Source organism: Thermomonas aquatica, assembly GCF_006337105.1.
Taxonomy (GTDB): Bacteria; Pseudomonadota; Gammaproteobacteria; order Xanthomonadales; family Xanthomonadaceae; genus Thermomonas; species Thermomonas aquatica.
Window position 1 is genome coordinate 1,522,582 of the sequence record NZ_CP040871.1, and the last position, 22,442, is coordinate 1,545,023.

Here is a 22,442-nt window from a genome sequence, read left to right on the forward strand (position 1 = left end):
GCACATGAAACGATTCTTTTCCGGCCTGCTCACCGTGCTCGCGCTGGCCGTCCTGCTGGCGGCGTGGATCATGCTGCCCTGGTTCGGCGTGCTCGCCGTCGCCATCGCCATCGCGCTCTGGCTGTTGCTCACCCGCAGCGGCCGGCTGGCGCGCGAGGCGACCAAGATCGGCATCGCCGGCCTGCCGCAACGCTGGGGCGCCTCGCTGGTGATCGTGGTCGGCATCGCCGGCGTGGTCGCCGTGCTCACCGCGATGCTGGCGATGGGCAACGGCTTCAAGGCCACCCTCGACAAGACCGGCGATGATCGCAGCGCGATCATGCTGCGCGCCGGCTCGCAAGCGGAAACCAATTCGGTGATCACCCGCGACCAAGTGCCGCTGATCTCCACCCTGCCGGGTATCGCCAAGGGTGTGGACGGCAAGCCGCTGGCCTCGGCCGAGCTGTCGCAGATCATCAACCTGCCGAGCATGGCCGACGGCACCGACGCCAACGTGCAGTTCCGCGGCGTCGGTCCGGCGGCATGGGAAATGCGGCCGCAGGTGAAGATCGTGCAGGGCCGCAAGTTCGGCGGCGGCCTGCGCGAGATCGTGGTCGGCCGTGGCGCGCAGCAACGCTTCCGCGGCCTGGAGCTCGGCAAGCAGCTCAAGCTGGCCAACCAGATGTGGACCGTGGTCGGCGTGTTCGAGTCCGGCGATTCGCACGAATCCGAATTGTGGGCGGATGCCGACGTGCTCGGCCCGGCGTACCAGCGCCAGGCGTTCCAGTCGATGACGGCGAAGCTCGACGGCAAGGACGGCTTCAAGCAGTTGAAGGCCGCGCTGGCCGCCGACCCGCGCCTGAAGCTGGACGTCGAAACCACCCGCAACTATTACGGCAAGCAGTCCGAAGGCCTCACCAAGCTGATCAACGCGCTCGGCGTGGTGATCGGCGCGATCATGGCGATCGGCGCGGTGTTCGGCGCGCTCAACAGCATGTACGCCGCGGTCGCCGGCCGTGCCCGCGAGATCGCGACGATGCGCGCGATCGGCTTCCGCGGCCTGCCGGTGGTCACCGCGGTGATGCTGGAAACCATGCTGCTGGCCCTGCTCGGCGGGCTGCTGGGCGCCGGCATCGCCTGGCTGGTGTTCAACGGCTACACGGTGAGCACGCTGGGGCAGAACTTCAGCCAGGTGGTGTTCCAGTTCCGGGTCTCGCCGGAACTGCTGTGGACCGGCTTGAAGTGGGCGCTGGGGATCGGCTTGGTCGGCGGGTTGTTCCCGGCGCTGCGCGCTGCGCGCTTGCCGGTGACCGAGGCGTTGCGCGCGGCCTAGATGTGTAAACCCACCACGTTGTTCAGTGGGATTCGGGTGATGGGTGGCCTGTAGCCAAGGCTGGCATGTGGTCGATGCCAGTTGTAGTGATGAAGCCAGCCCTGCAGCGCGTGGGCTCGCTGTTCGGAGTTGGCGTATGAGCGGGCGTAGGCCCATTCGCGCAGGCTGGTCTGCACCAGCCGCTCAGCCTTGCCGTTGGTGCGTGGGGTGTAGGGGCGCGTGCGCAGGTGGCGCATGCCCAACCGACGGACCAGACGCCGGAAGCTACGCGATCTGTAGCAGGCGCCGTTGTCGGTCAGGACGCGCTCGAATTGCACGCCCAAGCGTCGGTAGTAGCGCACCGTCCGCAACAGCGCCCTGCACGCGCTACTACCGCGCTCGTCCGGCTCGATGGAGCCGAACGCCACGCGGGAGTGGTCATCGATGGCCAGATGGACGTATTCCCAGCCGATGCCATCGGAGTTGACTTGGCGATTGCCGGTGACCCGATGCCCCGGCTGTCGGAAACGAGCAAGCTTCTTGATGTCCAGATGCAGCAGCTGGCCGGGCAAGGCGTATTCGTAGCGGTTCTCCGGCGCTGCCGGCTGCAGTTCGGCCAAGCGGTGCAGGCCGGCGCGACGCAGCAGCCGGGCGATGGTGCTCGGGGCAACAGGCAGTTGCCCGGCGATCTGCCGATACGTCTGCCGTGAGCGGCGCCGCTCGATGACGTGCTGCACAATCTCCTGTGGCGTGGCATGCGGGCAGGAGCGTGGCCGAGAGGACCGGTCGACCAAGCCTTGCGGACCTTCCTCCTTGAACCGTCTGAGCCACTTGTAGGCCGTGCGGACGCTGACACCGGCCGCATGCGCTGCTTCTTCGACGCGAAGGCCCTGAACAAGGATGCGGTCCACGAGCAGGGCTCGACCGCGCGGGCTCAAACGGGCATGTTTATGCAGGTTCATCCGGGGCTCCTGGGGGCTGGGTTGGCTTCGCAACCCCCATCTTCCAGAGATGCCCCGGATGAACAACCTACCGAGAGATCACACCTAGAGCTCCGCGCGCGGCGCGCCCTGCCGGCGCCCGCCACGCCACAGGCCCTCGCCGACGAACACCGCCAGCGCCAGCCAGATGCAGGCGAAGCCGATCAGCCGCGCGCGGTCGAAGGGTTCGTGGAACACGAACACGCCGATCAGGAATTGCAGGGTCGGCGCGATGTACTGCATCACCCCGACCGTGGCCAGCGGAATCCTGCGTACCGCATAGGCGAAGCCGATCAGCGGCAACGCGGTGAGGATGCCGCCGAACGCCAGCAGCGCGCTCAACCACGCGCCGTAACCCGCACCGAAGCCGCCGGCGCCGTGGTTCCGGTTCCACAGCAGCCATGCGATGGCCGGCACGAACAGGTAGGCGCTCTCCACGCCCAGCCCGGTCACCGGATCCACATGCGCCAGCTTGCGCACCAGGCCGTACAGGCCGAACGAGGCGGCCAGCGCCAGCGCGATCCACGGGAAGCTGCCGTAGTTGAAGGTCAGCCACAGCACGCCGGCCGCGGCGATCGCCACCGACAGCCATTGCAGCGGGCGCAGGCGTTCGCGCAGGAACACCACGCCGATCACCACGTTGAGCAGTGGGTTGATGAAGTAGCCCAGCGCAGTCTCGACCACGTGCCCCGCATTCACCGCCCAGATGTACAGGCTCCAGTTGAACGCGATCAGCATGCCGCTGAGCGCCAGCATCCAGGCCAGCCTGGGCTGCCCCGCCAGGGCCTGCTTCAGCCAGCGGCGGCCGTCGCGCCAGAGCAGGAAGGCGCCGACGAACAGGGTGCTCCAGGCGATCCGGTGCAGCACGATCTCCAGCGACGGCACCGCCTTGAGCAGGTGCCAGTACAGCGGCACCACGCCCCAGACCACGAAGGAGAACGCAGCCGCCCACAGGCCGCGCCGGGTTTCCGCCGCCGCAATCACCTCGCCTTCGCCTTGGTCGCCTTGGCCACGGTGATCGCCACCACGCCGAGCAGGATCACGCCCATCGCCAGCAGCTCATGGGCGCCGAAGCGTTCGTGCGCCAGCCAGGCGCCCAATGCCACCGCGATCGCCGGATTGACGTAGGCATAGCTGCTGGCCAGCGCCGGGCGCACGTGGTGCAGCAGCCAGATGTAGGCGCTGAAACCGAACCAGGAGCCGAACACCACCAGGTAGGCGAACGCGCCCAGCGCATGCGGCGTCGGCAACGCGTGGATGCGCTCGCCGAGCAGCAGGCCGGTGGCGAGCATGGCGATCCCGCCGCACAGCATCTGCGCGGCGGCGTTCATGGCCGGCGGCGCGAGGTCGCGGCCGCGGCTCCAGATCGAACCGAACGACCATGCCAGGGTGGCGACCAGCAGCGCGACCATGCCGGTCTTGGACGCGGTCAGGCTGCTGTCGGCGTTGAGCCAGAGCACGCCCAGGAAACCGATCCCGAGCCCGACCCATTCCATGCGCGCCGGATGCTCGCCGCGCAACGCCGAGAAGACGCCCATCCACAATGGCGCCGATGCCACCGCCACCGCGGCCATGCCGGAACTGACGCTCTGCTCGGCCAGGTTGACCATGCCGTTGCCGAGCAGCATCAGCAACACGCCCAGCGCCGCCGCGTTGCGCCATTGCGCCGGGGTGGGCATGCGCATGCCGCGCCAGCGCAGGAAGGCGAACATCAGCCCGCCGGCGACGGTGAAGCGGATGCCGCCGAGCAGGAACGGGGTGAACCCGCCTTCCAGCGCGAAGCGGATGCCGAGGTAGGTGGATCCCCAGATCAGGTACACCGCCGCCAGCGCGAGGGCGACGCGGGGGCCCGCCGAATCGGCCGGGGTGTCGATGGCATTGCTGTTCATCCGCTCAGGCTACGCCCGGCGCATGGAACGCGTTTGAAAATCCATGCGCCTTCGCGCAAAATTTTTGCGTGGCCATTCCGATCCTGCTCGACGACTTCGACCATCGCCTGCTGGCGCTGCTGCAGGACGATGCCGCGCGCACCCTGACCGCGCTCGGCGAAGCGGTCGGGCTTTCGCCCAGCGCGGTGCAGCGGCGGATCACCCGCTACCGCAAGCACGGCCTGCTGCAGCAGGTGGCGGTGCTGGATTCGACGGCGTTCCCGGCCGTGGTGCTGGCCGCGGTGTGGGTGACGATGGAGCGCGAATCGGTGCGCACGCTCAATGCGTTCTACGCGCGCATGCGCGCCGCGCCGGAAGTGCAGCAGTGCTACCAGCTGGCCGGCGACTGGGACTACCTGGTGATCATGGCGACGACCAGCGTCGGCGCCTACCGGGAGGCCGCCGAGCGCCTGTTCAAGGTCGACGGCAACATCAAGCGCTACGAGACCCGGCTGGTGTTCGACACGGTCAAGCGCGGCCTGCGCCTGCCGACGCAGGCGCCGAGCGCGAGATCGCGCCGGCGCGGCTGAAACCGCGCCGGCCGCTCGCCGCTCAATCGGTCCAGTGCCCGGCGCTGCGCGCCTGCGGCAACACCTGCGCCGACAGCTTGGCGTCCGCGCCGAGCAGGCCGATCGCGTCGCCGAGGATCGCCGCCGATTCGCGCAGCAACGGATCGCGCGACTTCTTCGCCGCTTCCTCGCGCGCCACGTCCTTGGCCACGTTGCGTTCGCTGGCCTGCAGCCCGTCGTCGGACGCATCGTCGAGCAGCGGATCCAGCGCGATGCCGAGCTGCTTGCGCTGTTCGGCGCGCTGCTTGCGCTGCGCATCGAACTTGTCGCGTTCGGCGCGGCGCTCGGCCTCGTTCAGCGACACCGACTTCTTGGCCTGCTCCTCGCGGAACTTGGCCACGTCCTCGACCCACCACTGGAATTCCACGTCCTTGGCGATGCGCGCATCGTGGCGTGCATCCAGCTTGCCGAGCAGCCCGGCGAAATTGCCGTACTGCACGTGCGGCGCGGCCGCGATCCGCGTCCACGGCAGCGCGTTGTCGTAGGTGCTCTCGCCGTATTCGCTGGCATCCACGCTGGCCGGGAACGCCACGTCCGGTACCACGCCCTTGTTCTGGGTGCTGCTGCCGCCCGGGCGGAAGAACTGGGCGATGGTCAGCTTGACCTGGCCGAAGCGCGGTTCCTCGTTGGCCGGCCAGCGGTCGAGGTCGACCATGTTCTGCACCGTGCCCTTGCCGAAGGTGGTCTCGCCGATGACCAGGCCGCGGCCGTAGTCCTGGATCGCGCCGGCGACGATTTCCGACGCCGAGGCCGAGCCGCGGTTGACCAGCACCGCCAGCGGGCCATCCCAGGCCACGCCGGGCTTGTCGTCGTCCTCGACGCTGACCCGGCCGCCGGACTCGCGCACCTGCACCACCGGGCCCTTGTCGATGAACAGGCCGGTGAGCTCGATCGCCTCGCTCAGCGAACCGCCGCCGTTGCCGCGCAGGTCCAGCACCACGCCGTCCATCTTCTGCGCGCGGAACTGCGCCAGCATGCGCGCGACGTCCTTGGTCGCCGAGGCGTAGTCGTCGTCGCGGCGGCGGCGCGCTTCGACGTCCTGGTAGAAGCCGGGCAGCTTGATCACGCCGATCCGGCGCGCCGGCTCGCCGTTCGCGGCCGGCAAGCTGATCGACTCGGCCTTGGCGCGCGCGTCCTCCAGCCGCACCTTGGCGCGGGTCAGCAGCACGCGCACCGGCTTGCTGTCCAGCGGCGCCTCGGCGGCGACCACGTCCAGGCGCACCTGGGTGTTGGCCGCGCCGCGGATCAGGTCGACGACGTCGTCCGTGCGCCAGCCGATCACGTCCTTCATCTCGCCCGACGCGCCCTGGCCGACGCCGACGATGCGGTCCCCCGGCTTCAGCTTGCCGCTGCGCAGCGCCGGGCCGCCGGGCACCATCTCGCGCACCACGACCATGTCGTCCTGCTTGAACAGCACCGCGCCGATCCCCTCCAGCGAATTGGAGATCGTCATGTTGAAGTTGGTCGCGCTGCGCGGGGTCATGTAATCGGTATGCGGGTCGATCGCCGCCGCATAGGCGTTGAGGAAGCTCTGGAACACCTCGTCGCCCTTGAGCTCGTTGATGCTGTCGAGCATGTTCGCGTAGCGCTTGTCCAGGGTCTTGCGGATTTCGTCCGGCTTCTTGCCGGCCAGCTTCAGGCGCAGCCAGTCGTTCTTCACCGACTGCTTCCACAGCGCATCCAGCGCCGCGCCGTTCGCCGCCCACGGCACGTCCTTGCGGTCGTATTCGTAGCGCTCGTTGCCGCTGAAATCGAAGCCGCCCTTCAGCAGGCCGCGCGCATAGCCGATGCGTTCGCCGACCCGCTGGCGGTACAGCGCGAACATCGCCCACGCCGGATCGACCTGGCCGCTCTTGATCGCGTCGTCGAGCCGGGTCGCGTACTTCGAGAAGCCGGCCACGTCCTGCGCGGTCAGGAACACCTTGCCCGGATCGAGGGTGTCCAGGTAGCGCTTGAGGATGTCCTGCGACAGCGCATCGTCCAGCGCGCGCGGGCGGTAGGCGTAGCGGCTGTCGGAGAGCAGGCCATAGACCAGGCGCGAAGTCGTCGCCTGGTCGCTGGTCGGCGCGGACGGCAGCGCATCGCTGCCGTTGCCGGCACCCGCGCGCGCCAGCAAGGCGAGCGGCGCGGCCAGGGCAAGGCCAAGGGAGAGGGCGAGCATGGTACGGGTCGGCTTCATTTCGATATCCGCGGCGTGGGGCCAGCTTGATCCAGCATGTCGTTGCAGGTTGCGCCTGAATGCGACCACGGCACAGTGCCGGAAGTTCGGTGGCTCGGGCGTTCCCCCACTCTACCGATCCGGGCCATGCCTGCATGAACGGCACGCCACGCGGCGCGGCCGCCCGGATGGGCGGTGGACTCCGGCGGATCAGGCGAGGCCGGCGGCCTGGCGGTCGGCGTGGTAGCTGGAACGCACCATCGGGCCCGAGGCGACGTGGCTGAACCCGAGCGTGTAGCCGTAGTCCTCCAGCGCCTTGAATTCCTCCGGCGTCCAGTAGCGCAGCAACGGGTGGTGGGCCGGCGACGGCTGCAGGTACTGGCCGATGGTCACCATTTCCACGTCGTGCGCGCGCAGGTCGCGCAGGGTGGCCTGCACCTGTTCCATGGTCTCGCCCAGGCCGAGCATGATCCCGCTCTTGGTCGGGATGCCGGGGTGTTGCGCCTTGAACTGCTGCAGCAGGGTCAGCGACCACTGGTAGTCCGCGCCCGGGCGCACGTTGCGGTACAGGTCGGGCACGGTCTCGATGTTGTGGTTGAACACGTCCGGCGGATCCGCGGCCAGGATCGCAAGCGCGCGCTCCATGCGGCCCTTGCCGCGGAAATCGGGGGTGAGGATCTCGATGCGGATGCCGGGCGAGGCCGCGCGGGTCTCGCGGATGCAGTCGACGAAATGCTGGGCGCCGCCATCGCGCAGGTCATCGCGGTCGACGCTGGTGATCACCACGTACTTCAGGCCCATGTCGGCGACGGTGCGCGCCAGCCGCAGCGGCTCGCCGGCATCGGCGGGCTTGGGCCGGCCGTGGGCGACATCGCAGAAGCTGCAGCGGCGCGTGCAGACGTCGCCGAGGATCATGAAGGTCGCGGTGCCGTGGCTGAAGCACTCGTGGATGTTCGGGCAGCTGGCGTCTTCGCAGACGGTGACCAGGCGGTTCTCGCGCAGCTTGGACTTCAGCGCCTGCACCGCATTGCCGGACGGGATGCGCACGCGGATCCAGCTGGGCTTGCGCAGTACCGGCGCCTCGGCGAATTCCACCGGCGAACGGCCGATCTTGTCGCCGGCGACCTGGCGCGCGCCGGGTTCCAGCGAGGCATGCTCGGGCGAAGTAGCGGCGTCGGCGACGACCGACAGCGGGATGGTGCGGGGCGTGCTGCTCATGCCGCGATTATCGCCGATGCGGGCTCAGGCCGCCGCCAGCAGCTCGGGCAACGCGGCATCCTGCCGCGGCGACAGGCCGAACTGTTTCGCCATCTGCGCCAGCAGCACCGGCTTGACCGCGTCCAGCGAGGACGGCCCGCCGAGGTCGCCCATCGCCACCACCTCCAGCCCCTGGTAACCGCAGGGATTGATGCGCAGGAACGGTGCGGTGCTTTCGCCGGCGATGTTGAAGGCGAGGCCGTGGAAGGTGCAGCCGCGGCGCACGCGGATGCCGAGCGCGGCGACCTTGGCGCCGTTGACGTAGACGCCGGGCGCGCCCTCGCGGCGCGCGCCTTCGATGTTCCACTCGGCCAGGGTGTCGATGATCGCCTGCTCGATCTTGCACACGTAGTCGCGCACGCCGATCTTCAGCCGCTTCAGGTCGAGCAGCGGATAGGCCACGATCTGGCCCGGCCCGTGGTAGGTCACCTGGCCGCCGCGATCGACATGGATGACGGGAATCTCGCCCGGCATCAGCACGTGTTCGGGCTTGCCGGCCTGGCCCAGGGTGAACACCGGTTCGTGTTCGACGAACCACAGTTCGTCGTCGGTGGCCTCGCTGCGTGCGTCGGTGAAGGCCTGCATCGCGCGCCACACCGGCTCGTAGGGCTGGCGGCCCAGATCCCTGACGACGGCCGCGCGGGCCGCCGCATCGCGCGCCTCGCCCGCCGCGCAAGCGGCGCCTACAGCGTCCACTTCACCTCGGGGTGCGCGCGCAGGGCTTCGTGCGCGCGGTCGTACTCCTCGCGCGAATTGGCGCGGAACGCGATCCGCACCGAGACGTAACGGCCGCTCGAGGAGTGCTTCCAGTTGACCGATTCGTGCAGGACCTCGATGCCGGCATCGAGCAGGGCGGTCGGCAGGGCGGTTTCCAGGTCCTTGTCGGCGCTGCCCATCGCGCTCAGCTCGAAGGTGCCGGGGAACTGGAAGCCGTGTTCGGGATTGTCGGAATGGATGTCCATGCCCCGATTATGGGTACCGCCATCGGCGAAACCAAGCCGCGGTAGGATGGCTGCCAGGCCATGGGGATGAGCCGATGGACAATAGCGCCACGACGGCGAGCGCGGTCGACCCGATGGACGTGCGTCGCGCGATCTTCGCCGGCGAACTGTTCCTGGAATACCTGCCGATGGTCGACCTGCAGGCGGGCGACCGCTGCATCGGCTGCGAGGCGCTGGTGCGCTGGCGGCGCGCCGGCGCCGTGGTGCCGCCGCTGGCCTTCATCCCTGCCATCGAGAACACCCCGGTCTCCGGCTTGCTGACCTATTGGGTGATCGACCGCATGGCCAGCGAGCTCGGCGACTGGCTGCGCGCGCATGAGGACGTGCACGTGGCGATCAACGTGCCGCCCGAGATCCTGGGGCGCGGCGGGCTGGAGTACGCCGCCTACAAGGCCAACCTGCTGAAGGTGCGCAGCCGGCTGCTGCTGGAGATCACCGAACGCGGCGCGCCCGACCACCTGGGCCTGCAGGAATTGCGCGCGATCGCCCAGGACGACGAGGTGCTGATCGCGATGGACGACATCGGCATCGACGGCGGCAGCATGCTGGCGTTCGCGCGCACGCCGGTGGACGTGCTCAAGCTGGACCGCAGCGTCATCGCGCGGATCGGCAGCGCCGGCGACGGCGTCACCGTGGAGGAGTTGGCCAGCCTGGTGAAGGTCGGCCGCCAGCGCTTCGTCGCCGAGGGCGTGGAACACGCCGGGCAGGCTGATGCGCTGCGCGCGATCGGCGTGCAATGGGCGCAGGGCTGGCTGTATTCACCGCCGCTGCCGGCGGAGGCCTTCATCGCCTGGCATGCCGCTCATCGCTGATGCCGGGGCGGCGGCGGCCTAGACCGACTGCCACCACATCAGCAGCGAATGCCACAGGCGCTTGAAGAAGCCACCCTCTTCCACCGCCTGCAACGCCACCAGCGGCGACTGCGCCACCACCTTGCCGTCCAGGGTCACCTTCACCATGCCGATCTTCTGGCCCTTGGCGATCGGCGCTTCCAGCGACTTCGGCAGGTCCATGCTGGCCTGCAGGCGGTCGTACTTGCCGCGCGGGGTGGACACCAGCAGCGGTTCGACCACGCCCACCGCCACCGTGTCCGCGCCGCCCTTCCACACCTTGGGCGTGGCCAGCGACTTGTTGGCGTCGTACAGCTTGTGCGACTCGTAGAAGCGGAAGCCCCAGTTCAGCAGCGCCTGCGAATCCACCGCGCGCTGGTTCTCGCTGCTGTCGCCCATCACCACGGTGATCAGGCGCTGGTCGCCGCGCTTGGCCGAGGCCATCAGGCAGTAGCCGGCGCTGGAGGTATGGCCGGTCTTGATGCCGTCCACCGACGGATCGCGCCACAGCAGCAGGTTGCGGTTCGGCTGGGTGATCGGGCCGACCGTGAGTTCCTTGATCTTGTTGTAGCTGTAGGCCTCGGGGAAATCGCGGATCAGCGCGCGGCCGAGCAGGGCCAGGTCGTGCGCGGTGGTCATGTGGCCTTCGGCCGACAGGCCGTGCGGATTGACGAAGTGCGAGGCCTTCATGCCGATCTTCGCCGCATACGCGTTCATCAGCTGGGCGAAGGCCTGCTCGCTGCCGGCGACGTGCTCGGCCAGGGCGATCGCGGCATCGTTGCCGGACTGCACCACCATGCCCTTTTCCATGTCCACCAGCGGCGCGGTCTTGTTGACCTCGAAGCCGCTGTAGCTGCCGTCGGTACCGGCGCCGCCGCTGCGCCAGGCGTTCTCCGTCATCATCACCTGGTCGGTCGCCTTGACCTTGCCGGCGGCCATTTCCGCGGCGATCACGTAGCTGGTCATCACCTTGGTGATGCTGGCCGGCTCGACCGGGGTGTCGACGTTCTGACCCGCCAGCACCTGGCCGGTGGCGAAGTCCATGATCAGCCAGGCCTTGCTGGTGGCCGGCGCGGGCGCATCCGGGATCGGCAGGTTGTCGCTGAGCGCGGCCGGCCTGGCGGCAGGCGCGGGGACCGGGGTCTGGGCGAAGGCGAGGCCGGCGGTGGCCAGCGCGACGACAAGCAGCAAACGCGAACGCATCAACAACACTCCTGAAGGCCGCGCCGTGCGCGGCATGTAGCGGTGAAAACCGGGATGGGATTGTAATCCGCAGGCGCGGGGCAAAGCCGGGTGCAGGCGGCGCAAAACGGGGGAATATTCAGTCGCGCACGCGTTGCGGCTGGCCGAAGCCCAGACCGACCACGCGCGCCGCAAGTTCCGGCGCGGCCACCGCATCCACCGGGCCGATCCGCAGGCGCCAGATCTTGCGCCCATTCACGTCGGTGTCGAACAGCTGGGCACGGGCGATCGCGGCCCCCTGCAGCATCGCCAGCGCGTGCTGCGCGTTCTGCTGGTTGGCGAAACTGGCCACCTGCAGGGTCACCTGTTCGGCCGCCGCGCCCTGCGGCGCGGCGGTGGCGGCGACCAGCGCGGCCGCGGTCACCGGCGAAGGCGGCGGCGGTGCGGCCCCGTCCTGCTGCGGGATCGCCGGCGCCGCCGGCGTCCCGGCCTTCGCCGGGGCATCCGGCGCGCCCGGCCTGCCGGTGGCGACCCGCACCCGGCGCGACTGCATCCAGGCATCGAATTCGTCGGCGGTCATCACCTTGCCGTTCTGGTGCATGTCGAAGCGGTAGCGGGTGTCGGCTGCCTTCGCCTCGACCGGCGGCGCCGGCCTGGCGGGACCGGCGGCGGCCAGCGCCTCCGGCAACCGATCCACCAGGCGATCCATTGCGCTGGCATCGGCGGCGTCCTGCGCGCTAGCCAAGCTGCCGCCTGCGTCGCCCGGATGCAGCGCGCGCACCTCGACCCGCGCGGTGCCCTTCTCCCGATAGCCCAGCTTCACCGCGGCGGCGTAGCTCAGGTCGATGATGCGGCTGGAATGGAACGGGCCGCGGTCGTTGATCTTCACCACCACCGACTTGCCGTTGTCGAGGTTGGTCACCCGCGCATAGCTCGGCAGCGGCAGGGTCTTGTGCGCGGCGGTGAAGGCGTACATGTCGTACACCTCGCCGCTGGAGGTCCGGCGGCCGTGGAACTTGTTGCCGTAGTACGACGCGCCGCCTTGCTCGACGTAATCGGCCGCGCTGTCGAGCACCTGGTAGCGCTTGCCGAGCACGCTGTAGCTCTTGTTGCCGGTACGCGCGCGCGGCTCGTCGCGCACTTCCGGTTCCGGGATCGAATCCACGTCGGGGATCTCGTCCGGCACGCTGTCGGCCTCGCCGGGGCGGAACAGGCCGCCGGCGACGTAATCGCCGCGCTTGCTCAGGTCTTCCTGCGCGGGCGCATACGGCGAGGCCTTCGGCTTGCGCAGCGGCGGCGCAGGATTCACGCCCTGCGCCGGCTGCACCACCAGTTTCTGCCCGGGCGGCGGGGACTTCGGCTTGGACGCGGTGCCGGTGGTGGCGCAGGCCGCCAGCGCGAGCGGCAAGGCTGCCAGCAGCAGCGGGCGCGACGTCATGCCGGATCCGGGTCGCGCCCGGCGATGCGTTCGGCGAGCTGGTAGACCGCGCTCGCATACAGCCGCGAGATGTTGTACGTGGTGATCGCCTTGAAGTTGTTGTAGACGATCCAGTATTCCGGCCCGGCCGCGCCATCCAGGGTGATCAGGGTCGCCGGCATGCGGCCGTCGATGCGCACGTTGTCCGCGTAGGTCGCGCGATAGCCCAGCGCCGACAGCGAGGCGATGCTCTGGTCGAGCGTCACCGCGTTGCCCGGGTTGGCGAAGTCGGCCGCGGAGGCGTCGCGCGTCGCGCGCGCCATCACCGGTCCGTTCGCCTGCCAGCCGCCCTTCTTCGCGAAGTAGTTGGCGACCGAGGCGAACACGTCGTCGAGGTCGTTGAACAGGTCACGCTTGCCGTCGCCGTCGCCGTCCACCGCGTAGTCGCGGTAGCTGGACGGCATGAACTGGCCCCAGCCCATCGCGCCGGCGTAGCTGCCCTTCAGCGTGGCGATGTCGAAGCCCTCTTCCTTGCCCAGCGCGAACAGCTGCGCCAGTTCGTCGCGGAAGAAGGCCTCGCGCTTGTTCTCGCGCTCGGCCTTGGCCGGATCGCCGCTGCGCGGATAGGCGAAGGCCAGCGTGTACAGCGCATCGATGACCGGATAGCTGCCCTTGTTGCCGCCGTAGCTGGTTTCGACGCCGAGGATGGCAGTGACGATTTCCTTCGGCACGCCGTACTTGTCCTCGGCGCGCTGCAGGGCCTCGCGGTTGGCGGCGAGGAAGGCGCGGCCGCCGTCGATGCGCTTGGGCTGGATGAAGATCGGCCGGTAGTCGCGCCACGGCTTGGCTTCCGCCGGCCTCGACATCGCGTTGATGATCGGCTCGCGGATCTGCGCCTTGGCCAGCACCGCCTCGATCTGCGCGGCGGGGATGGCGAAGCGCTGCGCGGTGCTGCGCACGAACTCGGCGCGGGCGATGCTGAAGTCGCGGATGTGGGGTGCCGGTTCGGGTGTCGGCGCTGGCGCTGGCGGCGGCGCGGGCTGCGGCAGCGGCTTGGGTGGCGGGACGGCGCAGGCGGCGAGCGCGAGCGCGGCGAAGCTGGGCAGAAGTGCGCGACGGATCATCGGCGCGAGGGTAGCACGGGCTTGGAAGCGCGCCGGAACGGGCGATTCAGCTTGGCGACGCCATGGCTGGCGTCAGCGATGGATCGCGCGCCGCGCCTTCAACGCCATCACCACGCCGAAACCGAGCAGCATCGTCACCGACGAGGTGCCGCCGTAGCTGATCAGCGGCATCGGCACGCCCACCACCGGCAGCAGGCCGGAGATCATGCCGCCGTTGACCAGCACGTAGACCATCAGCGCCAGGCCCCACGCACCGACGAACAGGCGCGCATAACCGTCGCGCGAATCCGCGGCGATCCACAGGCAGCGGCCGATGATGCACAGGTACAGCGCCAGCACCGCGGTCACCCCGATCCAGCCGAATTCCTCGCTGAGCACGGCGAAGGCGAAGTCGGTGGTGTGCTCCGGCAGGTAGTCGAGGTGCGACTGCGTGCCCTGCCCCCAGCCCTTGCCGAGCAGGCCGCCGCCGCCGATCGCGATCTTGCTCTGGATGATGTTCCAGCCCGCGCCCATCGGGTCGGACTCGGGGTTGAGGAAGGTCAGGATGCGGTCCTTCTGGTAGGGCCGCAGCAGCCAGAACCAGGCCACCGGCGCGATCGCCGCCACGCCGCCGGCCGCCGCGACGAACCACCACCACGACAAGCCGGCCAGGAACAGCACGAACACGCCGCTGGCCAGCACCAGCATCGCGGTGCCGAAGTCGCGCTGCAGCAGGATCAGGCCGACCGGCAAGGCGATGATCAGCGCCGCCATCGGCAGCGCGCCCAGCGCCGGCGGCAGGCGCTGCCGGTCCAGGTGCCAGGCCAGCATCATCGGCAGGGTCAGCTTGGCCATCTCCGACGGCTGGAAATTGAAGAAGCCGAGGTTGATCCAGTGGTTGCCGTACTTGCCGCTGCCGATGAACAGCACCAGCACCAGCGGCAGCAGCGAGGCCGCGTAGATCGGCGGGGTGAATTGCTTGAGCACGTGCGCCGGCACCCGCGAGGCCAGCCACAGCACGAACAGGCCGGCGCAGAAGAACACGCCCTGGGTGCTGGCCATCCGCACCGATTCGTTGCTGGCGCTGTACAACGTGGCCAGCCCGACGCCCATCAGGCACAGCAAGGCGACGAACAGGAACGGGTCCAGGCTGCGCAGCAGGCGCAGCAGCAGGTCGGCGAGGAAGCGCAGGATCGTGCTCATCGCGCCGGCACCGTCGGCGCTGCCGGCGTCGCGTCCGGGCTGCCGGAGACGTTGCCGAAGTCCGGCTTGGCCACGACGACGGCGCCTTCGGCGGCGGCGGTCTCGGCCACCGGGGTTTCCGGCATCTTGCCCAGCAGCCAGGCATCGAACACCTTGCGCGCGATCGGCGCGGCGGAGTCCGCGCCGAAGCCACCGCCCTCCACCGCGATCGCGATCGCGATCTTGGGATCGTCGACCGGGGCATAGCCGATGTACAGCCCGCGGTGGCGCTGCCACAGCGGCAGCGAGCGCGGGTCGACGGCCGCCGCCCTGCGGTTGACCACCTGCGCGGTGCCGGTCTTGCCGGCCGAACCGTAGGCCGAGCCGCGGAAGATCCGCGCCGCCGTACCGGACCCTGCGGTGGTCATCGCCATGCCTTCCTGCACCACCTGCACGTTGCCGGGACGATCGCTGATGTCCACCGCGGGCGGTTGCGGCAGCGGCCGCCACGGGGCATCGAACGCCGCGCGCTGCTCGGCGACCAGGTGCGGACGGCGCATCCGGCCGTCGTCGGCGATCGCGGCCACGCCGCGCGCCAGCTGCAGCGGCGTCACCTTCCACAGGCCCTGGCCGATCGAGGAGTTGACCAGGTCGCCCGGGTACCAGCGCTGCTTGGCGTATTTCAGCTTCGATGCCGGCGACGGCACGATGCCCTCGATCTCGCCGGCCAGGTCGATGCCGGTCTTCTGGCCGAAGCCGTACTTCGCCATGTACTCGTCGTAGCGCTGCACGCCCATGTCCAGCGCCAGTCGGTAGTAGTAGGTGTTGACCGATTCGTAGATCGACTTGCGCGCGTCGGTCCAGCCATGCACGCCATCCAGCCAGCCGCGGCCGCGCATGCCCGGCAGGCGGAACACGCCGGTGGACAGGACCTTGTCCTCGGGCCTGCGCAGGCCGCTGTCGAGCCCGGCCAGCGCGGTCAGCGGCTTGATCGTGGAACCCGGCGCCACCCCGCCCAGCACCAGCCGGTTGAATTGCGGGCGCGAGGGGTTTTCCTGCAGCGCCTTGTAGTCGGCATGGCTGATGCCGTTGACGAACAGGTTGGTGTCGTAGCTCGGCAGGCTGACCATCGCCAGGATCTCGCCGCTGCGCGGGTCCAGCGCCACCGCGGTGCCTTCCAGTTCGCCGAACGCGGCGACCATCGCGCGCTGCAGGTCGAGGTCGATCGACAGCTTGAGGTCGGTGCCGGGCGTGGCCGGCTCGGTGTCCAGCGCACGCACGGTGCGGCCGTCGACATTGGTTTCCAGCCGCCGGTAGCCGGGCTTGCCGCGCAGCTGTTCGTCGTAGTAACGCTCCAACCCGGTCTTGCCGGTATGCGAATAGGCGCTGCCGGCGGGGCCGAGCGCCGCCTGGTCCTTCTCGTCGATGCGGCCGACGTAGCCGATCACGTGCGCGAACAACGGCCCGTACGGATACACCCGGCCGAGGTAGGGCACCAGCTCCACCCCGGGGAAGCGCCAGCGGTCGACCGCGAAGCGCGCGGCCTCGTCGTCGCCCAGCCTGAGCTTGATCGTGACCGGCTTGAACGGCCGGCTGGCCTTGTATTCGCGCAGGAACCGCGCGGACTGCTCGGGGTCCAGCGCGACCACCGCCTGCAGCTTCGCCAGCAGGGCCGCGCCGTCGCCCGCGCGTTCCGGCACCGCATCGAGCCGCCAGGCGGAGATGTTGTCGGCGAGGATGCGGCCCTTGCGGTCCAGGATCAGCCCGCGCGCCGGCACCACCGGCACCAGCCGCAGCCGGTTGGCTTCGGAACGGGTGGCGTATTCGGCGTGCTGGACCACCTGCAGGCGGAAATACCAGGCCGCCAGTCCGCCCAGCGCCAACAGCACGCAGAGGAAGCCGACCAGCGCGCGGCGGCGGAACAGGTCCGCTTCCGCATTGTGGTTCTTCAGCTGGCGGCCGCGACGCTGCATGGCTCAACCGCGCCGGCGCAGGCGCAGCGCGTCCAGGACCAGGTGCAGCGGCGCCCACAGCAGCAGGCCGAGCAGCGCCGCCCACCAGAACGTCCACGGATATTGCGGCGCGCCCAGCACCAGGTGGATGACCGCGCCGACCACGCGGTCGTTGAGCAGCAAGCCGCCGATCGCCAGCGCCTGCTGCGACAGCGGGAAGAAGCGCATGCGCGCGCGGAAGCGGTCGAGGATGAAGGCGAGGATGGTCAGGCGCATCGCCTGCTCGCCGAGCAGGCCGCCGAACACCAGGTCGGCGACCAGGCCGAGCAGGAACGCCGCCCCCAGGCCGATCTTCTCCGGCTCCTCCAGCACCCAGTAGGCCAGCACCAGCGCCAGCCAGTACGGGCGCAGCGGCTGCAGGATCGCCGGCAGCGGCACCAGGCCCAGCAGCAGCGCCAGCAGCAGGCTGACCGGCAGCACCCAGCCATTGCGCGCACGGCTCATCGCGCGGCCCCCGCGGGGGGCGGCTGCGGCGAAGCCGCCTGCGCCGGCGGCGGGACGGCGGGCATGCCCGCCGCCGGCGCAGGCGCTCGTGCTGCAGGCGCAGGCGGCGGTTTGTAGCCGCGCAGCAGCAGCACGTCGCGGCCGCGATCCAGCTGCGCCGCCGGGCTGACGTCGCCTTCCAGGAAGGCGCGGCTGTCGTCGGGCCGCAGCGCCTGCACGGTGCCGATGGTGAAACCCGGCGGAAAACGTTCGCCCATGCCCGAGGTCAGCAGCACGTCGCCCTTGCGCACGTCGGCCGACAGCGGCACGTCGGCGGCGTGCAGGGCATCGGTGCGGCCACCGCCGTACACCATCAGGCGCACGCCGCTGCGCGCCACCACCGCCGGCACCGCATGGTCGGGATCGGTGATCAGCAGCACGGTGGCGGTGGTCGGGGTGGTGGCGATCACCTGGCCCATCAGGCCGCCGGCATCGATCACCACCTGGCCGATGCGCACGCCGTCGCCGCTGCCGGCGTCCAGCACCAGGCGCTGGCGGGTGGGATCGAGGTCGATGTCGAGGATCGCCGCCAGCTGCACGTCCAGCCGGCCGCGCTCGGCGCTGGCCAGCAGGCCGCGCAGGCGCGCGTTCTCGGCCGCCGCCGCCTGCAGCCGCGCATTGCGCGCGCCGGACACCAGCAACGCATTGCGCAGCAGCTTGTTGTCGCGCATCAGCTGGGTGCGGGTGACCGCATCCTCGCGCAGGGCCAGGCCGGCGCGCGAGGGCAAGCCCGCCAGCCACCACAGCGGCTGCACCGCGACCTCCGCCTGCGCACGCACCGCGCGCAACCAGCCGCCGCGATGGTCGAGCACCATCAGCACCACCGCCAGCACCAGGTACACCAGCAGCCGCAACACGCCGGCGACATCGCCGGGGCGGGCTGCGGAAGGTCCGGCGTAGGGCGGCACGTGGAGGGGTCGGCGAATGCTTCGGTGGGAACGGTGGGAACGGCGGCTTGGCCCGGGACGCGGCCGGCGCAAGCGGCATCGCCGTCTGCGTAGCGTAGCGAAAACCACGTTTCCCGCTACGCGATTCCGCGGCGCGCCATGAATGGCGGAGCAGCGGACGGAACCTGAGTCACTCCGGCGCGAAGAACTCGTTGCCGTGCATGTCCACCAGTTCCAGCGCGCGCCCGCCGCCGCGCGCCACGCAGGTCAGCGGATCGTCCGCGACCTGCACGTGCAGGCCGGTTTCCTCGCTGATCAGGCGGTCGAGGTCGCGCAGCAGGGCGCCGCCGCCGGTCAGCACGATGCCGCGTTCGGCCACGTCCGCGCACAGTTCCGGCGGGGTCTGCTCCAGCGCCAGCTTGATCGCGGAGACGATGCCGGCCAGCGGCTCGCGCAGCGATTCCAGCACTTCGTTGGAATTGATGGTGATGATCTTCGGCACGCCCTCGGCGAGATGGCGCCCAGAGATCTCCATCTCGCGCACGTGCGCCTGCTGGTAGGCATTGCCGAGCTCGAGCTTGATCCGCTCGGCGGTGGCGTCGCCGATCAGCATGCCGTGGTGGCGGCGCACGTAGGCGATGATCGCCTCGTCGAAGCGGTCGCCGCCGATGCGCACCGACTGCGAATAGACGATGCCGTTCAGCGCGATCACCGCGACCTCGGTGGTGCCGCCGCCGATGTCGACCACCATCGAGCCGCGCGCCTCGGTCACCGGCATGCCGGCGCCGATCGCCGCCGCCATCGGCTCCTCGATCAGGTAGACCTCGCGGGCGCCGGCTTCCTCGGCCGACTCCTTGATCGCGCGGCGTTCGACCTGGGTGCTGCCGGCCGGCACGCAGACCAGCACGCGCGGGCTGGGGCGCAGCACGCGCGACTTGTGCACCTTGCGGATGAAATGCTTGAGCATTTCCTCGGTGTAGGTGAAGTCGGCGATCACGCCGTCCTTCATCGGCCGCACCGTGTGCATGTGGCCCGGGGTGCGGCCGAGCATCTGCTTGGCCTCGCTGCCCACCGCCGCCACCGCGCGCGCGCCGCCGCCGCGATCCTGGCGCACGGCCACGACCGACGGCTCGTTGAGGACGATGCCCTGGCCGCGGACGTAGATCAGGGTGTTGGCGGTGCCGAGGTCGATGGAGAGGTCGCTGGAGAAATAGCGCCCGAGGAACTTGAACATGCGGGAAGGCTGCCGGAAAGTGAATGGGCGCGCGGGGGAACGCGAGACAGACCGCGGCTTGCGCCGGGTTCGCTAGCCTAGCAATGCCCCCCTGTCCGGGCAAGGAAAATCCGGGCCGGAACGCCCCCGGACCGCGCTTGGCGCTGGCCGTCGGGCGGCGCTCCCGCTACCCTGTGCGGCCCTGCGCCCGTGCACCCGCGAGACCCGACCGATGGCAGCCCTGATCTGCGGTTCCCTGGCCTACGACACCATCATGGTGTTCCCCGACCAGTTCAAGAACCACATCCTGCCGGACAAGGTGCACATCCTGAACGTGTCCTTCCTGGTCCCGCGCATGCGCCGCGAGTTCGGCGGCTGCGCCGGCAACATCGCCTACAACCTCAAGCTGCTGGGCGGCGACCCGATCCCGATGGCCACCGTCGGCCAGGACTTCGCCCCCTATCGTGCGCACATGGAGGCCAACGGCATCCGCCTGGACCACGTGCGGGTGTTCGACGACCAGTTCACCCCGCAGTGCTTCATCACCACCGACCACGACAACAACCAGATCACCGCCTTCCACCCGGGCGCGATGTCCAGCTCGCACGAGAACCACGTGCGCGACGTCGCCGGCGTGAGCTTCGGCATCGTCGCGCCGGACAGCTACGAGGGCATGCTGCAGAACGCGCGCGAATTCGCCGAGCTCGGCATCCCCTTCATCTTCGATCCCGGCCAGGCCATGCCGCTGTTCAACGGCGAGGAACTGCGCGCCTTCATCGAACAGGCCGACTACGTGGTGGTCAACGACTACGAATCCAGCCTGCTGCAGGAACGCACCGGCTGGGGCGAGCGCGAGATCGCGCGCAAGGTCACGGCCTACATCGTCACCCGCGGCCCCAAGGGCGCGGACATCTTCCACGACGGGATCAGCATGAACGTGCCACCGGCGCAGGAAGAAGCGGTGGTCGACCCGACCGGCTGCGGCGACGCCTTCCGCGCCGGCCTGATCTACGGCATCGAGCGCCAACTGGACTGGCCGACCATCGGCCGCATCGCCAACCTGATGGGCGCGCTGAAGATCAGCCACCCCGGCACCCAGAACCAGCGCTTCACCTTCGAGCAGTTCAACGCCGAGTTCCAGCGCCAGTACGGCTACGCGGTGGCGTAACCGGCGGCCCGGCCGCGGCCGCTCAGTTCCACTTCGGCAGCTTCGCCGGATCCAGCCCGCCGGTTTCGTATTCGGCGGTCTTCTTGCCGACCGCCTTGGTCGGGAACTCGATCGACAGCTGCCTGGATGTCTTCGCGAGTTTCCACAACGCCTTGTGGTCGTCGATGAACATCGCGATGGCCTCATCGGTGTCCGGCCGCGAGCCGGGCAAGGTCAGGGTCTTGCCGTCGGCGACGACCTTCAGCCTGCAGCCCTTGTAGCAATCGAAGTCGCCGGCCTCGAGCACGAGGTAGGCGCTGCGGCCCCAGCTGGGGTGGTCGCGGAAGATCAGCCGCACCGGATGCGCGCCGCTGCCATCGGTGTCCACCGGCTCCTGCGAATAGATCGCCGCCGAGAGTTGGTGGCCGTTCTTGCCGACCGGTTCGTCGCCATAGCTCCACAGCGCGGCCAGCCGACGCTGCCGGCCTGCGGCCTCGTCCCTGGCCGTGACGTCCTCGAGCTGCGGCCTGATCCGCGCGGCGGCCTCGCTGCTGGGATGGTCGATCTGCAGGATCTCGCCGTAGCCCTTGGCCAGGTGCCAGTTCTGCGCGGCCACCGCCTCGTCGAACTGCTTCGCCATCTTCTCGGCTTCCTGCTCCTGCGCCGCGGCCTGCGCGGCGGCGGCCTGCGCGGCGGCCTGCGCGTCATCGCCCTTGCAGGCGGACAGCAACAGCGAAGCGACGATGGCGATGGCGAGCGGTGCGGTCTTCATCGGGCGGTTCCGGTCTGGAGTCGGCGGGAATCAGGCGCGCGCGGCGCCCGCACGCCCATTCTGCACCGGCTCATTGGCGTTCGATCAACGCCACCACCGCATCGGCGACTTCGCGCGGCTGCTCCATCAATGCCATGTGGCCGGCATCGTCGACCAGCACCGCGCGCGCCTGCGGCATCTGCGCCGCGTACAGCGCCAGTGCGCTGGGGTCGATCACCGCATCCTGCCTGCCCCACAGCAACAAGGCGGGCTGCCTGATGTTGGCGGCATCCTGTCCGGGCAGGAACTGTTCCGGCCCGCGCCCGATCCGTTCCAGCACGGCCTGTTCGAACGCCGCATCGTCCTTGCGCCTGGCGATCAGCCCGCGCGACGCCGGCCACGGGATCCACGGCTTGGCCGCCTCGCGATGGAACACGATGTCGATGTAACGCTGCAGCGACGCCGCATCGTCGACCCCGAACGGATTCTTGCCGGCCAGCACGTCCAGGCCGAACTGGTTCTCGTTGAAGCGCACGCCGGCGGCATTGAGCAAGCCGACCTTGGCCACCAGCCCGGGATGCCGCGCCGCGACCAGCGCGGCGATGCCGCCGCCCATCGAATGGCCAAGCAAGACCACCGGCTTGCCCGGCGACATCGCGCGGATGAAATCGGCGACCCGTTCGCTCTGCGCGACGAAGCCGTAATCCGCATCCGCCTTGCGCTCGCTCTCGCCCCAGCCCGGCAGGTCGGGAACCAGCATCCGATAGCGGCCGCGCAAGCGGTCGGCCAGCGGATACCAGTTCTCCTTGCTGCCGGTGAAGCCATGCAGCATCACGATCGTGGCCGCGCCGCGCGGGGCGTCGTCCGCCACCGCATACACCCAGCGATGCCCGGCCACGACGACGTCGCCATGGTCGAGCCCGGCGTTGAGCCGTTGCCGTTCGAACTGCGCGCGCACCAGCAGGTAGGGATCGTAGGCGACGCCCACGCCGACCCCGAGCACGGCGGTCACCAGGGTGACCGCCGCCAGCTTCTTGCGCGATGGCATCTC

At 69.7% G+C, this 22,442-nt stretch carries 21 protein-coding genes; 4 read left to right on the forward strand and 17 right to left on the reverse strand.

Going from position 1 to position 22,442, the window contains the following annotated elements; genetic code table 11:
* Positions 1-4: 4 nt before the first annotated feature.
* Complete coding sequence (locus FHQ07_RS07365; protein WP_139716195.1) at positions 5-1,312, forward strand: ABC transporter permease; 1,308 nt, start codon at positions 5-7, stop codon at positions 1,310-1,312.
* Here FHQ07_RS07365 and FHQ07_RS07370 read toward each other — a convergent pair.
* From FHQ07_RS07370 to yedA, 3 genes are all read right to left on the reverse strand, one after another.
* Positions 1,309-2,253 carry an IS481 family transposase gene (locus tag FHQ07_RS07370; protein WP_139716196.1) on the reverse strand — a complete coding sequence of 315 codons (945 nt, stop codon included), beginning with the start codon at positions 2,251-2,253 and terminating at the stop codon, positions 1,309-1,311. The two genes, FHQ07_RS07365 and FHQ07_RS07370, sit on opposite strands and share 4 nt — an antisense overlap.
* An 84-nt stretch (positions 2,254-2,337) precedes the next feature.
* The gene (gene rarD / locus FHQ07_RS07375; RefSeq protein ID WP_139716197.1) at positions 2,338-3,255 is read right to left on the reverse strand and encodes an EamA family transporter RarD; all 918 of its coding nucleotides are present in this window, start codon (positions 3,253-3,255) and stop codon (positions 2,338-2,340) included.
* Entirely contained in the window at positions 3,252-4,160 is a 909-nt protein-coding gene (gene yedA, locus FHQ07_RS07380) for a drug/metabolite exporter YedA (RefSeq protein WP_139716198.1), read from the reverse strand. Before yedA ends, rarD begins: the two co-directional genes overlap by 4 nt.
* A gap of 68 nt (positions 4,161-4,228) precedes the next feature.
* Between yedA and FHQ07_RS07385 the strand changes: the two genes are divergently transcribed.
* On the forward strand, positions 4,229-4,729 hold the full coding sequence (locus tag FHQ07_RS07385) for an Lrp/AsnC family transcriptional regulator (RefSeq protein ID WP_139716199.1): 501 nt from the start codon (positions 4,229-4,231) through the stop codon (positions 4,727-4,729).
* 22 nt (positions 4,730-4,751) lie between these two features.
* On the opposite strand, the gene FHQ07_RS07390 is transcribed toward FHQ07_RS07385, so the two are convergent.
* The 4 genes from FHQ07_RS07390 to FHQ07_RS07405 form a co-directional block, all read right to left on the reverse strand.
* Positions 4,752-6,929: a carboxy terminal-processing peptidase gene (locus FHQ07_RS07390; RefSeq protein ID WP_139717937.1), complete on the reverse strand. Its 2,178-nt coding sequence runs from the start codon at positions 6,927-6,929 to the stop codon at positions 4,752-4,754.
* Positions 6,930-7,136: 207 nt separating this feature from the next.
* Positions 7,137-8,144 (reverse strand): lipoyl synthase, encoded by a 1,008-nt coding sequence (gene lipA / locus FHQ07_RS07395; RefSeq protein ID WP_139716200.1) that lies wholly within the window; start codon positions 8,142-8,144, stop codon positions 7,137-7,139.
* A 24-nt stretch (positions 8,145-8,168) separates the two neighbouring features.
* Positions 8,169-8,879: a lipoyl(octanoyl) transferase LipB gene (gene lipB, locus FHQ07_RS07400; protein ID WP_139716201.1), complete on the reverse strand. Its 711-nt coding sequence runs from the start codon at positions 8,877-8,879 to the stop codon at positions 8,169-8,171.
* Positions 8,867-9,145 carry a DUF493 family protein gene (locus FHQ07_RS07405; protein WP_139716202.1) on the reverse strand — a complete coding sequence of 93 codons (279 nt, stop codon included), beginning with the start codon at positions 9,143-9,145 and terminating at the stop codon, positions 8,867-8,869. Before FHQ07_RS07405 ends, lipB begins: the two co-directional genes overlap by 13 nt.
* Positions 9,146-9,219: 74 nt before the next feature.
* Between FHQ07_RS07405 and FHQ07_RS07410 the strand changes: the two genes are divergently transcribed.
* The gene (locus tag FHQ07_RS07410) at positions 9,220-9,996 is read left to right on the forward strand and encodes an EAL domain-containing protein (protein WP_139716203.1); all 777 of its coding nucleotides are present in this window, start codon (positions 9,220-9,222) and stop codon (positions 9,994-9,996) included.
* Positions 9,997-10,014: 18 nt separating this feature from the next.
* On the opposite strand, the gene FHQ07_RS07415 is transcribed toward FHQ07_RS07410, so the two are convergent.
* The 8 genes from FHQ07_RS07415 to FHQ07_RS07450 form a co-directional block, all read right to left on the reverse strand.
* On the reverse strand, positions 10,015-11,217 hold the full coding sequence (locus tag FHQ07_RS07415) for a D-alanyl-D-alanine carboxypeptidase family protein (RefSeq protein ID WP_139716204.1): 1,203 nt from the start codon (positions 11,215-11,217) through the stop codon (positions 10,015-10,017).
* 118 nt (positions 11,218-11,335) lie between these two features.
* Positions 11,336-12,634, reverse strand: a complete 1,299-nt coding sequence (locus FHQ07_RS07420; protein ID WP_139716205.1) for a septal ring lytic transglycosylase RlpA family protein — start codon at positions 12,632-12,634, stop codon at positions 11,336-11,338.
* A complete protein-coding gene (gene mltB / locus FHQ07_RS07425) occupies positions 12,631-13,737 on the reverse strand; it encodes a lytic murein transglycosylase B (protein ID WP_139716206.1) in 1,107 nt (368 codons plus the stop codon). The genes FHQ07_RS07420 and mltB overlap by 4 nt, the downstream gene beginning before the upstream one ends.
* A gap of 72 nt (positions 13,738-13,809) precedes the next feature.
* Complete coding sequence (rodA, locus tag FHQ07_RS07430; protein WP_139716207.1) at positions 13,810-14,919, reverse strand: rod shape-determining protein RodA; 1,110 nt, start codon at positions 14,917-14,919, stop codon at positions 13,810-13,812.
* Positions 14,916-16,871: a penicillin-binding protein 2 gene (mrdA, locus tag FHQ07_RS07435; protein WP_139716208.1), complete on the reverse strand. Its 1,956-nt coding sequence runs from the start codon at positions 16,869-16,871 to the stop codon at positions 14,916-14,918. The genes rodA and mrdA overlap by 4 nt, the downstream gene beginning before the upstream one ends.
* 3 nt (positions 16,872-16,874) lie before the next feature.
* Positions 16,875-17,354 (reverse strand): rod shape-determining protein MreD, encoded by a 480-nt coding sequence (mreD, locus tag FHQ07_RS07440; RefSeq protein ID WP_139716209.1) that lies wholly within the window; start codon positions 17,352-17,354, stop codon positions 16,875-16,877.
* Positions 17,351-18,301 (reverse strand): rod shape-determining protein MreC, encoded by a 951-nt coding sequence (gene mreC, locus FHQ07_RS07445; protein WP_139716210.1) that lies wholly within the window; start codon positions 18,299-18,301, stop codon positions 17,351-17,353. Before mreC ends, mreD begins: the two co-directional genes overlap by 4 nt.
* A 169-nt stretch (positions 18,302-18,470) precedes the next feature.
* Positions 18,471-19,514 carry a rod shape-determining protein gene (locus FHQ07_RS07450; protein ID WP_139716211.1) on the reverse strand — a complete coding sequence of 348 codons (1,044 nt, stop codon included), beginning with the start codon at positions 19,512-19,514 and terminating at the stop codon, positions 18,471-18,473.
* Between the two features lie 211 nt (positions 19,515-19,725).
* Here FHQ07_RS07450 and FHQ07_RS07455 point away from each other — a divergent pair, with 211 nt between their 5' ends.
* Positions 19,726-20,661, forward strand: a complete 936-nt coding sequence (locus tag FHQ07_RS07455) for a carbohydrate kinase family protein (RefSeq protein ID WP_139716212.1) — start codon at positions 19,726-19,728, stop codon at positions 20,659-20,661.
* 22 nt (positions 20,662-20,683) lie between these two features.
* Here the strand turns inward: FHQ07_RS07455 and FHQ07_RS07460 are convergent, their stop codons facing one another.
* Together FHQ07_RS07460 and FHQ07_RS07465 are read right to left on the reverse strand one after the other, a co-directional pair.
* Positions 20,684-21,412: a hypothetical protein gene (locus FHQ07_RS07460; protein WP_139716213.1), complete on the reverse strand. Its 729-nt coding sequence runs from the start codon at positions 21,410-21,412 to the stop codon at positions 20,684-20,686.
* Positions 21,413-21,482: 70 nt separating this feature from the next.
* Positions 21,483-22,439, reverse strand: a complete 957-nt coding sequence (locus tag FHQ07_RS07465; protein WP_139716214.1) for an alpha/beta fold hydrolase — start codon at positions 22,437-22,439, stop codon at positions 21,483-21,485.
* Between the last annotated feature and the right edge of the window lie 3 nt (positions 22,440-22,442).

Coding starts and splice junctions, on each gene's coding strand:
- FHQ07_RS07365 (WP_139716195.1), top strand. CDS start 5: ATGAAACGATTCTTTTCCGGCCTGCTCACCGTGCTCGCGCTGGCCGTC.
- FHQ07_RS07370 (WP_139716196.1), bottom strand. CDS start 2,253: ATGAACCTGCATAAACATGCCCGTTTGAGCCCGCGCGGTCGAGCCCTG.
- yedA (WP_139716198.1), bottom strand. CDS start 4,160: ATGAACAGCAATGCCATCGACACCCCGGCCGATTCGGCGGGCCCCCGC.
- FHQ07_RS07390 (WP_139717937.1), bottom strand. CDS start 6,929: ATGCTCGCCCTCTCCCTTGGCCTTGCCCTGGCCGCGCCGCTCGCCTTG.
- lipA (WP_139716200.1), bottom strand. CDS start 8,144: ATGAGCAGCACGCCCCGCACCATCCCGCTGTCGGTCGTCGCCGACGCC.
- FHQ07_RS07405 (WP_139716202.1), bottom strand. CDS start 9,145: ATGGACATCCATTCCGACAATCCCGAACACGGCTTCCAGTTCCCCGGC.
- FHQ07_RS07410 (WP_139716203.1), top strand. CDS start 9,220: ATGGACAATAGCGCCACGACGGCGAGCGCGGTCGACCCGATGGACGTG.
- FHQ07_RS07415 (WP_139716204.1), bottom strand. CDS start 11,217: ATGCGTTCGCGTTTGCTGCTTGTCGTCGCGCTGGCCACCGCCGGCCTC.
- FHQ07_RS07420 (WP_139716205.1), bottom strand. CDS start 12,634: ATGACGTCGCGCCCGCTGCTGCTGGCAGCCTTGCCGCTCGCGCTGGCG.
- mltB (WP_139716206.1), bottom strand. CDS start 13,737: ATGATCCGTCGCGCACTTCTGCCCAGCTTCGCCGCGCTCGCGCTCGCC.
- rodA (WP_139716207.1), bottom strand. CDS start 14,919: ATGAGCACGATCCTGCGCTTCCTCGCCGACCTGCTGCTGCGCCTGCTG.
- mrdA (WP_139716208.1), bottom strand. CDS start 16,871: ATGCAGCGTCGCGGCCGCCAGCTGAAGAACCACAATGCGGAAGCGGAC.
- mreD (WP_139716209.1), bottom strand. CDS start 17,354: ATGAGCCGTGCGCGCAATGGCTGGGTGCTGCCGGTCAGCCTGCTGCTG.
- FHQ07_RS07450 (WP_139716211.1), bottom strand. CDS start 19,514: ATGTTCAAGTTCCTCGGGCGCTATTTCTCCAGCGACCTCTCCATCGAC.
- FHQ07_RS07455 (WP_139716212.1), top strand. CDS start 19,726: ATGGCAGCCCTGATCTGCGGTTCCCTGGCCTACGACACCATCATGGTG.
- FHQ07_RS07460 (WP_139716213.1), bottom strand. CDS start 21,412: ATGAAGACCGCACCGCTCGCCATCGCCATCGTCGCTTCGCTGTTGCTG.
- FHQ07_RS07465 (WP_139716214.1), bottom strand. CDS start 22,439: ATGCCATCGCGCAAGAAGCTGGCGGCGGTCACCCTGGTGACCGCCGTG.